Genomic DNA, 14330 nt, shown 5'->3' with positions numbered 1-14330 from the left:
TTACTCCATCATCTTCTCAATCGGCAGCACCAGAATGGAACTTGCCCCCAGCGCCTTCAGTTTTTCCATGGTTTCCCAGAACAGGGTTTCGCTGCTGACCATGTGCATTGCCACACGCTGCTGATCGCCCGCCAGCGGCAGAATAGTGGGACGTTCAGCGCCAGGCAGCAGGGCGATGACCTCTTCCAGACGCTCGCTTGGCGCGTGCATCATGATGTATTTCGATTCGCGCGCCTGAATAACACCCTGAATACGGGTCAGCAGTTTGTCGATAAGCTGCTGTTTGGCATCGGTCATTTCACCGTCGCGCTGGATCAGGCAGGCTTTCGAACGGTAAATCACTTCCACTTCGCGCAGGCCATTGGCTTCAAGCGTCGCGCCGGTTGACACCAGGTCGCAAATCGCATCCGCCAGACCCGCACGCGGGGCGACTTCAACAGAACCATTTAACAGACAAGATCGGAAAGAGACGCCTTTCTGATCGAGATAGCGTTTTAACAGGTGCGGATAAGAGGTGGCGATACGTTTACCGTCCAGCGCTTGCGGGCCGTTCCAGCTTTCGTCAACCGGGGTTGCCAGCGACAGGCGGCAGCCGCCGAAATCGAGGCGACGCAGGGTGAAATAGCGCGGGTCTTCACCCTGTGCGCGGCGGGTCAGCAACTCTTCTTCCAGCACGTTTTCGCCGATGATGCCCAAATCAACGACACCGTCCATCACAAGGCCAGGAATGTCATCGTCGCGTACGCGCAGAATATCAATCGGCATATTTTCCGCCAGAGCGATCAGGCGCTGGGTGTGCAGGTTAATTTTAATCCCGCAGCGGGCTAGTAGTTCGCGTGAATCTTCGCTCAGGCGGCCGGATTTCTGAATAGCTATGCGTAAACGCGAGTTGTCTAACATTCTGTTGTCCTCTTTTATCCTGCTGAATTTGGTTCAAAAAAAAGCCCCCGGAAGAAGATCTTCCGGGGGCTTTCTCTGCGTTCATGCACCACTGGAAGATCCAAATGTCTTCCAGCACACATCGCCTGAAAGACTAGTCAGGATGATGGTGATGATGGTGGTGTTTAAATTGAACGCGGGTCATAAAATTCTCGATGAATGTTTATTCATAAGTTGTCAGTTAACGTAAACCACTTTGGTCGCCCAAGGCAAGGGCTTTTTTTTATCATTAAATCATTTCATATTCGTTCTATGAATTGTCAGTTATCACTGGCTGGCGTAGCCTTAAACAGGTGGAAGCGAGAGTGCAGGGGAGAGGCATGAAAAAGGTCGCTATTATCGGATTAGGATGGCTGGGAATGCCGCTGGCACTGTCATTAACGGCGCGAGGCTGGCAAGTTACCGGCAGTAAAACCAGCCAGGATGGCATCGAGGCGGCGCGCATGTGCGGCATCGAAAGTTATGTGCTCAACCTTGAACCAGAATTAGTTTGCGAATCGGAGGATCTGGATGCGCTGATGCAGGTCGATGCGTTAGTCATCACCCTCCCGGCGCGCCGCAGCGGCCCTGGCGAAGAATTTTACTTGCAAGCGATGCAGGAGATCGTCGACAGCGCGCTGGCTTATCGCATACCGCGCATTATTTTTACCAGTTCCACCTCTGTTTATGGCGATGCCCCCGGCATCATTAAAGAAAACACGCCGCGCCAGCCCGTCACCGCAAGCGGACGGGTGCTGAAAGAGCTGGAAGACTGGCTGCATAATTTGCCCGGCACATCGGTGGATATTTTACGCCTGGCAGGGCTGGTGGGACCGGCGCGCCATCCGGGGCGTTTCCTGGCCGGAAAAACCGCGCCTAACGGTCAGCACGGCGTTAACCTGGTGCATCTCGACGATGTCGTCGCCGCGATTACTTTGCTACTGCAGGCGCCGAAAGGCGGGCACATCTATAATCTCTGCGCGCCGGGACATCCGTCACGCGAAAGTTTCTACCCGGCAATGGCACGACAGCTTGGTCTGGCGCCGCCCAACTTCACCGTGTCGCGTAGCGATGATGAGAAGGGAAAAATCATCGACGGCAACCGTATTTGCCATGAACTGGGTTTTGAATATCTTTATCCGGATCCGGCTCAGATGCCGCTGGCGTGATTTTTTTAGCAATTAGTGCTATTAAAATGTTTAATAATTCAGCGATAGCCTAAAATTCAATCACTTAGTTGCATAAACAGTGCAGGGCAGGACATACCGTATTGTCATCCTGCTTCAGGATGGTGCAAAATACGCCGCTGCAAAAAAATGAAGAGACTAGCCGACGTTAATCCGTCGGTTATTTTTTTTGCAAGCACAAACGTCATTCAATAAAAGAGGCCGGGCTTCGTACCGGATAGATACACATTTAAAAACCGACAGTCGTTGTCGCTGAGGAAATAACACAAATGGGGCAATTTTTTGCTTTTGCGCCGGCACTCGCCGTACAGGAGAATCGCCATGACGCATAACGTTACTCCAAAAACCTCTCGCGTGGAATTACGTAAGACGCTTACGTTGATTCCGGTTGTAATGATGGGCCTGGCCTATATGCAGCCAATGACGCTGTTCGATACGTTTGGTATCGTCTCTGGCCTGACCGATGGCCACGTGGCAACCGCGTATGCCTTTGCGTTGGTCGCTATCCTATTTACTGCGCTGAGCTACGGCAAGCTGGTACGCCGCTTCCCGTCTGCTGGCTCTGCGTATACCTATGCTCAGAAATCCATCTCCCCGGCCGTTGGCTTTATGGTGGGCTGGTCATCGCTGCTGGATTATCTGTTCATGCCGATGATCAACATTCTGCTGGCGAAAATTTACTTTGAAGCGCTGGTGCCTTCGGTGCCGTCGTGGATTTTCGTGGTGGCGCTGGTGGCTTTTATGACGGTCTCCAACCTGCGAAGCATCAAAACCGTGGCGAACTTCAACACCCTGATCGTTATCCTGCAAATGGGGATTGTCGCCGTCATCGTTGGTTTGATCATCTACGGTGTTTCCCACGGCGAAGGTGCTGGCACGCTGGTAAGTTCCCGCCCGTTCTGGTCTGAAGGCGCCCATGTTGTGCCGATGATCACTGGCGCAACTATCCTGTGCTTCTCGTTTCTCGGCTTTGACGGTATCTCTTCCCTTTCTGAAGAGACCAAGGATGCTGAGCGTGTGATCCCGCGCGCCATCTTCCTGACTGCGCTGATCGGTGGCATGGTATTTATCGGGGCCTCTTATTTCCTGCAACTTTACTTCCCGGACATCTCCCGATTTAAAGAGCCGGATGCTTCTCAGCCGGAAATCATGCTGTACGTTGCGGGTAAAACATTCCAGTGGGGCGTGCTGATTTTCTCCAGCGTGACCGTGCTGGCGTCCGGTATGGCCGCGCATGCGGGCGTTTCTCGTCTGATGTATGTGATGGGGCGCGATGGCGTATTCCCGACCCGTTTCTTCGGTTATATCCATCCGAAATGGCGTACTCCGGCGTGGAACGTGCTGCTGGTTGGCGCAATTGCGCTGCTGGCGATCCGTTTTGACCTGGTAACGGCCACGGCGCTGATTAACTTTGGTGCGCTGGTGGCGTTCACCTTCGTTAACTTGTCGGTGATCTCCCAGTTCTGGATCCGCGAAAAACGCAATAAGACGCTGAAAGACCATTTCAACTATCTGGTGCTGCCAGTGTGCGGTGCGCTGACGGTTGGCGCACTGTGGATCAACCTTGAGCAAAGCTCGATGATCCTGGGTCTTATCTGGGGCGCTATCGGCCTGGTTTATCTGGCGTGTGTGACACGCAGTTTCCGCAACCCAGTACCGCAGTACGAAGATATCGCGCAGTAAATTTTCTTCTGCACATCGAAGCCGGAGCGTTGTCTCCGGCTTTTTTATATCGATTACCTCCCTATTAATAACCTGGCGAACTAAGTTAGATAATTTCGTTATTGGTTCCCGCCATGCTGCACGTGGAAAATTCACGATCTGGTTTTTCTGACGTAGCTACCGTTATGTTTTCAATGATATTAAGTGGATTGATTTGTGGCGCACTGCTGGGGTTTGTGATGCAGCGTGGGCGCTTCTGCCTGACCGGCGGATTTCGCGATATGTATATCGCCAAAAATAACCGGATGTTTTATGCCCTGTTGATTGCCATCGCCATTCAAAGTGTCGGTGTCTTTGCCTTAATCCAGAGCGGAGCGCTGCAATACAATGCCGGGACGTTCCCGTGGCTTGGCACTGTTGTTGGCGGTTACATTTTCGGACTGGGGATTGTCTATGCTGGCGGTTGCGCGACTGGCACCTGGTACCGTGCAGGGGAAGGGCTGATCGGGAGCTGGATTGCGCTGTTTACCTATATGGTGATGAGTGCGGTTATGCGCTCTCCACATGCTGACGGCATTAACAGCCTGCTGAAAACCTACAGCACAGAACATAACTCGATTGCCGAGACCTTCGGCGTTTCTGTCTGGCCTTTTATCGCCCTGCTGCTTGCCGTCACGCTGTGGGCGGTCGCCAGAGAGTTGCGTAAGCCGAAGCTGAAGATTGCGTCATTACCACCGCGTCGCACCGGGCTTGCGCATCTGCTGTTTGAAAAGCGCTGGCATCCTTTTGTCACTGCGGTACTTATCGGTCTTATCGCACTGTTGGCCTGGCCGCTCAGTGAAGCGACTGGCCGTATGTTTGGCCTGGGCATTACCTCACCCACCGCCAACATTTTGCAGTTCCTGGTGGCGGGGCAGAGTAAGTTCCTCAACTGGGGCGTCTTCCTGGTGCTGGGCATTTTTCTGGGGTCGTTTATTGCCGCGAAAGCCAGCCGTGAATTCCGCGTACGCGCGGCGGATGCACAAACCACGCTGCGCAGCGGGTTTGGCGGCCTGCTGATGGGCGTGGGAGCCAGTATGGCTGGCGGCTGTTCGATTGGTAATGGTCTGGTGATGACCGCGATGATGACCTGGCAGGGCTGGGTCGGGCTGGTATTTATGATCCTTGGCGTATGGACAGCGTCATGGTTTTTATATGTCCGTCCGCAGCGCAAAGCGAAACTGGCGGCGGCTGCGGCTTAACTTACAGGAGCTGTTATGGCTGTAAAAAAACTGGACGTGGTAACGCAGGTTTGCCCGTTTCCTCTGATAGAAGCAAAAGCGGCGCTGGCGGAGATGGCCCGCGGCGATGAACTGATTATTGAGTTCGACTGCACCCAGGCGACGGAAGCTATTCCACAATGGGCGGCGGAAGAGGGGCACACCATTACGGATTACCAACAGGTTGGCGACGCCGCCTGGAGTATTACCGTGCAGAAGGCGTAAGCCGATGCCCTCCCGTTACCGGGAGGGCACTCTCAGACAATTTCTTCGGCGTACTGCCACAACGCTTTCAACAGCGCCTGCTTTTCATTGTCGCCGTCATATTGCTGGAACAGCGCCTGAAGCGCTTCGGCGTAATGTTGCAAAAACTCAGGAGTAAAGACATTGCGGCGATGGGTAAGCCAGCGCTGCTGTTCGTGCTCATCCAGCGTGCCGGGGAAGTTACGCGCCCGGTAGTTAAACAGCAGTTTTTCAATGCGCGCATCGGCAAAGGTGATGTCCAGCGCGGGCAGGTTACGCGGCTCGGTTTCCAGCAAAATTTTCATCGCGGCGCGGTCAGCATCGCTGAAAAAACCGTTGTAGATTTGTGCATCCACGTTATCGGAAGGGACAAACGGTTCCGCCTCGGCGAAAATCGCTAATACTTTCTCGCGCACTTGCGGGTTATCGCGCAGGATTTGCAAATTATCCAGACACTGCTGGCGGTTAATGCCCAGCCGCTCGGCATCCTGCGGACGCAGTGTATTGGCCTGCGCGAGTATCGGGCACTTATTCAGATGCACCAGTTTCACCGGCACTGCCGCGCTATCGCCGAGTTCCGCTTTCGGTGTATACAACCTTTCGCGCAGCGCATCGGTATCCAGTTCCAGTAGCGGCGACATATCTCCCGCCAGATCCACCATAATCACCGCGTTGCGGTTTTCCGGGTGCCAGGCCAGAGGCGTCACCCAACTGGTGTTACCGCGCCAGGCACCAAACATCCCGGAGACATGCACCAGCGGTTTCATTTGCGGCACATCGATCAGCGTTGCCAGCTTCTGCTTGTGACGATGGCTGAACAGGTAGTCGAACAGCTTCGGCTGCTTAGTTTTCACCAGTTGCGCCATAGCGATAGTGGCGTAAACATCCGCCATCGCATCGTGGGCGTTAGCATGTTCAATACCGTTGGCTTTTGTCAGGTGCTCAAGGCGGAAGCTGGGCAGACCGTCTTCATTTTCCGGCCAGTTAATCCCGTCCGGGCGCAGGGCGTAGCAGGCGCGCATAACGTCCAGCAGATCCCAGCGTGAATTATGGTTCTGCCAGCTCCACGCATACGGATCGTAGAAGTTGCGGTAGAAAATATTGCGCGTCACTTCGTCATCAAAACGCACATTGTTGTAACCGAGAACACAGGTATTTGGCACGGTGAACAGATCGTGAATGCGTTTGGCGAAAGCTGCTTCATTCTCGCCTTTGGCGCGCGCTATTTGCGGGGTGATACCGGTTATCAGCACCGCTTCCGGCTGCGGCAGATAGTCGTCCGCCGGTTTGCAGTAGAAGACTTCCGGCTCGCCAATGATGTTGAAATCCGCGTCGGTGCGGATTGCGGCGAACTGCGCCGGGCGATCCAGCGCCGGGCTGGTACCGAAGGTTTCGTAATCGTGAAAGAGAAAAGTGGGCGTTGCGGCGGAATCAGACACCAGATGCTCATCCTGTCAGTAAATATGCCCTCTATGGTAAACCATCCCGACGCGTGTGCCGAAGGAAAACCGGTCATTCTTCCGCAGACCTTCGCAAAAACAGGTGGTTAAAATCGATCTGTGTCACACTTTTTTGCAATTTAACCAGGTAACGACACACGAAGTTCCGTACAAAGAACGACGATTTTAGATGCTATTGAGGATATTTCATTGAAACGCCGTTTGTTTGCTGCTTCTTTGCTGGCGGTTTGCGTGAACCACGCTTACGCCGACGACTTACCTTTTGCCCCTCAGCCCCCGGCGATTCAGGCGGGCTCCTGGGTATTGATGGACTACACCACCGGGCAAATCTTAACGGCAGGCAATGAACATCAGCAACGTAACCCGGCGAGCTTGACCAAACTGATGACCGGCTACGTGGTTGACCGTGCCATCGATAGCCACCGCATCAGCGCTGATGATGTCGTCACCGTCGGAAAAGACGCCTGGGCAAAAGGAAACCCGGTGTTCGATGGTTCTTCACTGATGTTCCTCAAACCAGGCGATCGCCTGACGGTACGTGATTTAAGCCGTGGTTTGATTGTTGATTCCGGTAACGATGCCTGCGTGGCGCTGGCGGATCACGTGGCGGGCGGGCAACCGCAGTTTGTCGCCATGATGAATGATTACGTTCAGAAGCTGAATCTACGCGATACCCATTTTGAAACCGTACACGGGCTGGATGCGCCGGGCCAGCACAGCTCGGCGTATGATTTGGCGGTCCTCTCTCGCGCCATCATTCATGGCGAGCCGGATTTCTACCATATGTACAGTGAAAAAAGCCTGACGTGGAACGGCATTACCCAGCAAAACCGCAACGGTTTGTTATGGGATAAGGCGCTCAATGTTGACGGGCTGAAAACCGGCCATACGTCTGGCGCGGGCTTTAACCTGATTGCCTCAAGCGTGGACGGAGAGCGTCGCCTGATTGCGGTGATCATGGGGGCAGACAGCCCAAAAGGTCGTGAAGAGCAGGCGCGTAAGCTGCTTCACTGGGGTCAGCAGAACTTTAATACCGTGGAAATTTTGCGTAACGGTAAAAAAGTGGGTAGCGAGCGTGTGTGGTTCGGGGATAAAGAGCAGGTTGATGTCGGCACCGATCAGGATTACTGGCTGGTGCTACCGAAAGCGGAACTGCAAAACGTAAAAGCCAAGTATGTGCTGGACAGCAAAGAGCTGGATGCGCCGCTGGCAGCGCATCAGCGCGTGGGTGAAATCCAGCTTTATGATCGCGATAAAGTGATCGCGCACTGGCCGCTGGTCACGCTGGATAGCGTCGGCAAAGGCGGCTTGTTCTCGCGTCTGAGCGATTACCTCCATCATAAAAGCTGACACCGTCAAGCGTCGTCTGGAAGGCATGCGAAGTTGCTCGCATAATTGAGCGGTGGCAGATGGCAGGCATACGCCTGCCCGTTATACTGTATGTTCGAACAGTAACGCTAAGGGAGTTAGTATGAGCTACACAGTCAAGCAGTGTGAAAAACGCCGTATCGCCGGGTTTCATCTGGTCGGGCCGTGGGACGAGAAAGTTAAACAGGGATTTGCGCAGCTGTCGATGTGGGTTGATAACAAGCAGATCCAGCCGCTGGAGTGGATTTGCGTTTATTACGACAACCCGGATGAAGTGCCAGCAGAAAAATTGCGGGCGGATGTGGCGATCACCGTTGACGCTGCGTTTCAGGTGCCAGCCAACAGCGAAGGGGTGATGACCACCGAGGTTCCGGGCGGTCAGTATGCGGTGGCGCAGGCGCGGGTTTACAACGAAGAGTTTGCCGCCAGTTGGGATCTCTTTTTCGATGAGTTGCTCACCGATCAGGCATTACAGATTGCGGCCGGGCCCTGTTTCGAAATTTATCGCAACGACGGGCAACGCGACGGTTACTGGGAGATTGAGATGTATATTCCGGTAGAGTCGAAAGTGCTGTAAGCCGTAAACATATGCAAAGGGACGTCAGGATCAAACTGGCGTCTCTTTTTTGTTTTAAAAGGTGATATCTGCCACTGAAAAATCCTACAATTGCGCCTCTTTTTATTTCTAGCCCGGAGAACGGCCGTGCGCCGCGACAAATCGCTCAGCCCTTTTGAAATTCGTCTTTACCGCCATTATCGCGTCGTGCACGGCGTGCGCATTGCTCTGGCCTTTGTACTGACTTTCCTGCTGATCCGCCTGCTGGATGTGCCGGAAGGTACCTGGCCATTAATCACGCTGGTGGTATTGATGGGGCCAATTTCCTTTTGGGGGAATGTTGTTCCGCGCGCTTTTGAGCGTATCGGCGGCACCATCTTCGGGGCCGCACTGGGGTTGGTGGCGTTGAGGCTGGAGCTGATTTCTTTGCCGGTGATGCTGGTGTGGTGTGCCGTTGCGATGTTTATATGCGGCTGGCTGGCGCTCGGTAAAAAGCCTTATCAGGCGCTGATTATCGGTGTGACGCTCTCGGTGGTAGTCGGCGCGCCTACCGGGGATATGCAAACAGCGCTGTGGCGCAGTGGCGATGTCATTATTGGTTCGCTGCTGGCCATGTTGTTCACCGGCATCTGGCCGCAGCGTGCATTTTTGCACTGGCGCATTCAGATGGCGAATTATGTCACGGCGTTTAACCGGGTCTATCAGGCGGGGTTGTCCCGCAACCTGGTGGAGCGGCCGCGTCTGGAAAAGCACCTGCAAAAAATTCTCAATGACGTGGTAAAAATGCGCGGCTTAATCACGCCGGCCAGTAAAGAGACCCATATCCAGAAAGCGATTTTTGAAGCTATCCAGACCGTCAGCCGTAATTTGGTGTGCATGCTGGAGCTGCAGATCAATGCCCACTGGAGCTCGCGCGCCAGCCATTTTGTCATGATCAATGCGAGTACGTTGCGTGAAACGCAGCAGATGACGCAGCAGACGTTGCTGACCATTGCCCACGCGTTGTATGAAGGCAACCCGCAACCGATTCTGGCAAACACGGAAAAGCTCAATGAGATTGTCACCGAGTTACGCCAGTTAAGCCGCGAGCACCAAAGTGATGCGCTGGTCGAAACGTCTATTCATGGTTACGTCTGGTTAAGCCTGGAGCTGGCGCGCCAGCTGGAATTGCTATCGCATTTGATCTGCCGGGCATTGCGCAAATAAGCGGCAGATAGCCGCTGTACACAGTCTGGTTGTTTCGATTCAGCTGGATTTGTGGTTATGATAGGCAAAAGGAAAAATTATTGTCATATGCAACCGCTTTGGGTAGGTTTGCCTCTAAGCTTGTTGCGTTAACGAATCCGAATCTCACATTATCAGGGGTGTAAAAATGGAAACAACCAAGCCTTCGTTCCAGGACGTTCTGGAGTTTGTGCGTCTGTTCCGCCGCAAAAACAAGTTGCAGCGTGAAATTCAGGACGTTGAGAAGAAGATCCGTGATAACCAGAAGCGCGTACTGCTGCTGGATAACCTCAGCGATTACATCAAACCGGGCATGAGCGTCGAAGCCATTCAGGGCATTATCGCCAGCATGAAAACCGACTACGAAGATCGCGTCGATGATTACATCATCAAAAACGCCGAGCTGTCGAAAGAGCGTCGCGACATCTCCAAAAAGCTGAAAACCATGGGCGAACTGAAGTCGGTTGAAGCGAAAACCGAATAATGCCTCGCGGTGAGAGGTTCGCCTCTCACCTTTATTTCACGCCGCCCGCCACCATCTTCAACAAGTAGTTTTTCGGCCAGTGCGCCGCCAGCTCACTCTTCGTTAAAAACCGGCAAACCGCTTCCACATCATGTCGTGCCGAATCAAGAAACAAACCCACCACACTGCCGCTGTGCGCCACGTTCAGACCGTATAAATCGAACCGCTCCACCAGATTGAGCAGGGTATTGAACGCGGGTTTCGGCAATAGCGCCTGGCTGGCTATCGCGCTAAGCGTTGCGGCCTGGCCGAGCAGCGCGGCATCCTTTTGTGCGCACGCGCGCTGTAGCGTTTGCCACGCGCTGTCCAGTATTTCCGCATTGTCCAGCAGCGCCTGCTGGCGCGCCATCCGGTGATAATCTGCGGTCGTCAGCGTCAGCGGGCTTTCCAGTAACAGGATCTCGGTGTGTGGTAGCGCGCCACAGGGAATGCGCGTTGCGGCCGTGTTGTGGTCAAACAGCGTCAGGCCTGAAAACAGCGTGCTGTCGGTCGGCTCCAGCGCCACGCAAAGCTGTGCCAGCGTCTCTTCATCCAATGGTTGATTGAGGTGTCGGGCTGCTGCCACGGCTGTCGCCGCGATATCGGCGGTGCTGCTGGCCATGCCTTTCGCTACCGGAATCGTCGAGTGGCAGTCAATACGCAGGGTCGATGAAAGTGACGCGGGGAGTTGCCAGTGCGCCAGCAGTTGCCTGAGCATCGCGCGGGTAAGCGGGCGTTCATTGGCAAGCGGCATACCGGTGGTGACTTCCACGTGGCTGTACCACGCCACCGGGCAGGAGACCAGCTTTTCACCGCCGAGGATCCAGCCCTGGATGATTTCGCCGCAGGATGCGGGACATGCTGCCTGCGTCACGGTGCTTCCCCTTAAAAATAAAACCGGATAGTGTCACTTCATCCGCTCGAATGCCAGCGTTAACAACTGCTGGTATATAACCCGCAAGGCATGAAGAATGCTTCGTTATTGCTATTCGCAGATGGCTTTTACCGTCGCCAGGTAAGGATTTTCGCAAGCTCGATACCGCACAACGTTTTTCGTCAGCGTTATTACGTGGTTCCATCAGTATTTCGTTTACCGCCTGAAACGGTCTTGAATTACCCGCGCAGCGTTGAGTCAATTCCGGCGCTAAAAATCGTTTGGTAAAACCTGAATAAATCAGGTGTTGATAAAAGCGGGTGCGCAATACATTGTCATAGCGCAACAAACTCGCGTTTACGCGACGATAAACTGCTTCAGTTTTCTTTCCCTGCGGCAATCCAGTGCGCTTTGGGGAAATGTCATGAGAACGCGAACCCTGTTTTCGCGTCGTGACGCAATAAGCCAACAGGTTTTGCCGCCGCTTTTTGCGCGGCTGGGAAGGGGGTGGAAATCCCCCGCAGCCCCCGCTGCTGTGATGCTGACAACCCCGAAAACGCCACTGATCGCCAGATCGGGAAGGACGGGTGAGGATGACGCTAAGCCAGAAGACCGACCTGATGGGTCATTATCAACAACTTCGGTGGGAAGTGGGTTGCTCAGAAGCGTACGGTCGCAAGACCGGGCAAACGCGCGCCTGACTTCAGCTTTCCACCCGTAATGGGGTGTCAGCAATGTCAAACAGGCGCAGCGCCTTTCTCCTTGCCGGAACCGGCAGCGGCTGTGGGAAAACCACTGTCACGCTGGGGCTGCTCACTGTTTTTAAGCGCCGTGGCTTACGCGTTCAGCCGTTCAAAGTCGGCCCGGATTACCTTGACACTGCCTGGCACAGCGTTGTTTCTGGCGTTGCCTCCCGCAACCTCGACAGCTTTATGCTGGCGGAACCCACGCTGAACGCGCTTTTTTGCGAGCATGTCGCTGACTGCGATGTCGCCGTTATTGAAGGCGTGATGGGATTGTTCGACGGCTACGGCACCGACCCCGATTATTGCAGCAGCGCCGCGCTGGCAAAACAGCTCGGTGTTGCGGTGATTTTACTCGTTGACGGCAAAGCGGTATCGACCTCCATTGCCGCCACGGTGATGGGTTTTCAGCACTTTGATCCGCAACTGCCGATTGCCGGCGTTATCGTTAACCGGGTCAACAGCGACAGCCATCTTCAGCTACTCAAACACGCCATTGAACGCTATTGCGCGCTCCCGGTGCTGGGTTATGTCCCGACCACGCCTGGCATTGCGCTGCCGGAGCGCCATCTCGGGCTGGTGACCGCGCGTGAATCATTGGTGGAAGCCCGGCCATGGCACGATTTTGCCGGGCATCTGGAGCAAACCCTTGATATTGACCAACTGCTGACGCTCAGCCAGGTCACGACCCTTCCCGCAGGGCAAACACCGCCATTACCGGACGCCGTTGCAGGCGCAGGGCTGACGCTGGCATTAGCCTTTGATGAAGCCTTTAATTTTTATTACCCCGATAACCTCGATTTACTGGAACGCGCAGGTGTTCACATTGTGCGCTTTAGCCCGCTGCGGGATCGCCAGTTGCCGGAATGCCAGATGTTGTGGCTTGGCGGGGGTTATCCGGAGCTGCATGCGCGGGCGTTATCAGAAAATACCCCGATGCTGGAGGCTATCCGCGCGGCGCATCGGCGAGGTGTGGCGATCTACGCTGAGTGCGGCGGGCTGATGTATCTCGGCACCGCGCTGCGTGACGCGGACGGCGACGAATGGCCGATGGCGAATGTGATCCCCGGCCTTAGCGTGATGGGCAACAAACTGACCCGCTTTGGCTACTGCGAAGCCCGCGCCACGCAACAGACCTTACTGGCAGCTGCCGGTGAAACTTTGCGCGGTCATGAATTTCACTACTCGGATTTCACCGCACAAACGGCGGCGGTGCTTGACTGCCATAAAACCCGCGACGGCGAAGTGCTGAAACGCTGGCAGGGCGGCTGGCAGGTTGGCAACACGTTCGCCAGCTATCTGCATCTGCATTTCGCCCAACGCCCACAAATGCTCAATCACTGGTTTGCCGCTGCAAGGAGCGCGCAATGACACTGCTTGCCTGGGCTGTGGCCTTTTTACTCGACCGGTTGCTGGGCGACCCGCTGCACTGGCCGCATCCGGTGCGCTGGATTGGCGCGCTGATTAATTTACTGCAAAGCATGGTGCGGCGCTGCTGCCATAGCGATAACGCGCTGCGCATTGGCGGCGGCGTGATGTGGCTGGTGGTGGTCGGCGTGAGTTGGAGCCTGGCCTGGGGCGTACTGGTGCTGGCGAACGCCATTCATCCTTGGTTTGGCTGGTGCGTTGAGGTGTGGATGATTTTCACCACGCTTGCCACCCGCTGCCTGGCGGACATGGCGCGGGAAGTTGAAAAGCCGCTGCGCGACGGACTACTTTTCCAAAGCCGCGAAAAACTCTCCTGGATCGTCGGGCGCGATACCCGCCAGTTGCAGCCGCCGCAAATCACTCGCGCGGTGGTGGAAACGGTCGCCGAGAACACCGTCGATGGGGTGATTGCGCCGCTGTTCTTTTTGCTGCTCGGCGGCGCGCCGCTGGCAATGGCCTACAAAGCGGTCAACACGCTGGATTCGATGGTCGGCTACAAACATGAAAAGTACCGCGCCATTGGCATGGTCAGCGCCCGGCTGGATGATGTCGCCAATTTTATCCCGGCGCGCCTGAGCTGGTTTTTGCTGAGCGTCGCCGCCTGGTGTTGTCGCCAGAATGCCCGCGCCGCGCTGCGTATCGGTTTTCGTGACCGTAACAATCACAGCAGCCCGAACTGCGCCTGGCCGGAAGGCACCGTGGCGGGGGCGCTCGGCGTGCGACTTGGCGGACCAAACGACTACTTCGGCGAACGCGTCGACAAACCCTGGATTGGTGATGACACCCGCGCCATTGACGTTGATGACATCGGGCGAACCATCCAGATGATGTGGCTGGCTTCGACGCTGGCGCTGGCGCTGTTTGCGCTGGTGCGTTTTGTGTGGATAGGAGCCTGAGGATGGAAAA

The 14330-nt window shown here is 55.1% G+C and carries 14 protein-coding genes, 1 riboswitch and 1 other annotated feature; of the genes, 10 read left to right on the top strand and 4 right to left on the bottom strand.

The features are described from left to right. Both hisG and hisL read right to left on the bottom strand, forming a co-directional pair. Complete coding sequence (hisG, locus tag ACFX4U_RS17905) at window positions 1-900, bottom strand: ATP phosphoribosyltransferase (protein WP_017458451.1); 900 nt, start codon at window positions 898-900, stop codon at window positions 1-3. 35 nt (window positions 901-935) lie between these two features. After that, window positions 936-1058: a sequence feature (His leader region), on the bottom strand. Beyond that, window positions 1034-1084 (bottom strand): his operon leader peptide, encoded by a 51-nt coding sequence (hisL, locus tag ACFX4U_RS17900; protein ID WP_001364200.1) that lies wholly within the window; start codon window positions 1082-1084, stop codon window positions 1034-1036. Its footprint overlaps the feature before it by 25 nt. 175 nt (window positions 1085-1259) lie before the next feature. Here hisL and ACFX4U_RS17895 point away from each other — a divergent pair, with 175 nt between their 5' ends. From ACFX4U_RS17895 to tsuB, 4 genes are all read left to right on the top strand, one after another. Next, a complete protein-coding gene (locus ACFX4U_RS17895) occupies window positions 1260-2087 on the top strand; it encodes an SDR family oxidoreductase (protein ID WP_313506756.1) in 828 nt (275 codons plus the stop codon). A 339-nt stretch (window positions 2088-2426) separates the two neighbouring features. Beyond that, window positions 2427-3788: an APC family permease gene (locus tag ACFX4U_RS17890; RefSeq protein ID WP_017458449.1), complete on the top strand. Its 1362-nt coding sequence runs from the start codon at window positions 2427-2429 to the stop codon at window positions 3786-3788. 164 nt (window positions 3789-3952) lie between these two features. After that, on the top strand, window positions 3953-5008 hold the full coding sequence (gene tsuA, locus ACFX4U_RS17885; RefSeq protein WP_305735602.1) for a thiosulfate utilization transporter TsuA/YeeE: 1056 nt from the start codon (window positions 3953-3955) through the stop codon (window positions 5006-5008). A gap of 15 nt (window positions 5009-5023) precedes the next feature. Beyond that, entirely contained in the window at window positions 5024-5251 is a 228-nt protein-coding gene (gene tsuB / locus ACFX4U_RS17880; RefSeq protein ID WP_020454267.1) for a thiosulfate utilization sulfurtransferase TsuB/YeeD, read from the top strand. A gap of 32 nt (window positions 5252-5283) precedes the next feature. Here tsuB and sbcB read toward each other — a convergent pair whose 3' ends face one another. Then, window positions 5284-6708, bottom strand: a complete 1425-nt coding sequence (sbcB, locus tag ACFX4U_RS17875; RefSeq protein WP_349350526.1) for an exodeoxyribonuclease I — start codon at window positions 6706-6708, stop codon at window positions 5284-5286. Window positions 6709-6918: 210 nt separating this feature from the next. On the opposite strand from sbcB, the gene dacD reads away from it, so the two are divergent. The 4 genes from dacD to ACFX4U_RS17855 all read left to right on the top strand — a co-directional run bounded on the left by dacD (window position 6919) and on the right by ACFX4U_RS17855 (window position 10361). After that, window positions 6919-8079, top strand: a complete 1161-nt coding sequence (dacD, locus tag ACFX4U_RS17870) for a serine-type D-Ala-D-Ala carboxypeptidase DacD (protein ID WP_313506817.1) — start codon at window positions 6919-6921, stop codon at window positions 8077-8079. Between the two features lie 121 nt (window positions 8080-8200). Continuing rightward, complete coding sequence (gene sbmC, locus ACFX4U_RS17865) at window positions 8201-8674, top strand: DNA gyrase inhibitor SbmC (RefSeq protein ID WP_200550498.1); 474 nt, start codon at window positions 8201-8203, stop codon at window positions 8672-8674. Window positions 8675-8800: 126 nt separating this feature from the next. Then, window positions 8801-9859, top strand: coding sequence for an FUSC family protein (locus tag ACFX4U_RS17860; RefSeq protein ID WP_305735607.1), 1059 nt, complete (start codon window positions 8801-8803; stop codon window positions 9857-9859). Window positions 9860-10025: 166 nt separating this feature from the next. Continuing rightward, entirely contained in the window at window positions 10026-10361 is a 336-nt protein-coding gene (locus tag ACFX4U_RS17855; protein ID WP_017458442.1) for a DUF496 family protein, read from the top strand. 31 nt (window positions 10362-10392) lie between these two features. Here the strand turns inward: ACFX4U_RS17855 and ACFX4U_RS17850 are convergent, their stop codons facing one another. Then, window positions 10393-11253, bottom strand: a complete 861-nt coding sequence (locus ACFX4U_RS17850) for an L-threonine kinase (protein ID WP_313506819.1) — start codon at window positions 11251-11253, stop codon at window positions 10393-10395. A 453-nt stretch (window positions 11254-11706) separates the two neighbouring features. After that, a riboswitch (cobalamin riboswitch) is annotated at window positions 11707-11889 on the top strand. Between the two features lie 98 nt (window positions 11890-11987). Here ACFX4U_RS17850 and ACFX4U_RS17845 point away from each other — a divergent pair. Both ACFX4U_RS17845 and cbiB read left to right on the top strand, forming a co-directional pair. Further along, the gene (locus ACFX4U_RS17845; RefSeq protein ID WP_313506821.1) at window positions 11988-13367 is read left to right on the top strand and encodes a cobyrinate a,c-diamide synthase; all 1380 of its coding nucleotides are present in this window, start codon (window positions 11988-11990) and stop codon (window positions 13365-13367) included. Continuing rightward, complete coding sequence (cbiB, locus tag ACFX4U_RS17840) at window positions 13364-14320, top strand: adenosylcobinamide-phosphate synthase CbiB (protein ID WP_305735611.1); 957 nt, start codon at window positions 13364-13366, stop codon at window positions 14318-14320. The genes ACFX4U_RS17845 and cbiB overlap by 4 nt, the downstream gene beginning before the upstream one ends. The last annotated feature ends 10 nt before the right edge of the window (window positions 14321-14330 follow it).

Source organism: Kosakonia sp. YIM B13588, from assembly GCF_042788165.1.
GTDB lineage: Bacteria > Pseudomonadota > Gammaproteobacteria > Enterobacterales > Enterobacteriaceae > Kosakonia > Kosakonia sacchari.
The sequence above is the reverse complement of the archived record's forward strand: the minus strand, read 5'-3'. Positions and strand labels throughout refer to the sequence as shown.

Coding starts and splice junctions, on each gene's coding strand:
- hisG (WP_017458451.1), bottom strand. CDS start 900: ATGTTAGACAACTCGCGTTTACGCATAGCTATTCAGAAATCCGGCCGC.
- ACFX4U_RS17895 (WP_313506756.1), top strand. CDS start 1,260: ATGAAAAAGGTCGCTATTATCGGATTAGGATGGCTGGGAATGCCGCTG.
- ACFX4U_RS17890 (WP_017458449.1), top strand. CDS start 2,427: ATGACGCATAACGTTACTCCAAAAACCTCTCGCGTGGAATTACGTAAG.
- tsuA (WP_305735602.1), top strand. CDS start 3,953: ATGTTTTCAATGATATTAAGTGGATTGATTTGTGGCGCACTGCTGGGG.
- tsuB (WP_020454267.1), top strand. CDS start 5,024: ATGGCTGTAAAAAAACTGGACGTGGTAACGCAGGTTTGCCCGTTTCCT.
- sbmC (WP_200550498.1), top strand. CDS start 8,201: ATGAGCTACACAGTCAAGCAGTGTGAAAAACGCCGTATCGCCGGGTTT.
- ACFX4U_RS17855 (WP_017458442.1), top strand. CDS start 10,026: ATGGAAACAACCAAGCCTTCGTTCCAGGACGTTCTGGAGTTTGTGCGT.
- ACFX4U_RS17845 (WP_313506821.1), top strand. CDS start 11,988: ATGTCAAACAGGCGCAGCGCCTTTCTCCTTGCCGGAACCGGCAGCGGC.
- cbiB (WP_305735611.1), top strand. CDS start 13,364: ATGACACTGCTTGCCTGGGCTGTGGCCTTTTTACTCGACCGGTTGCTG.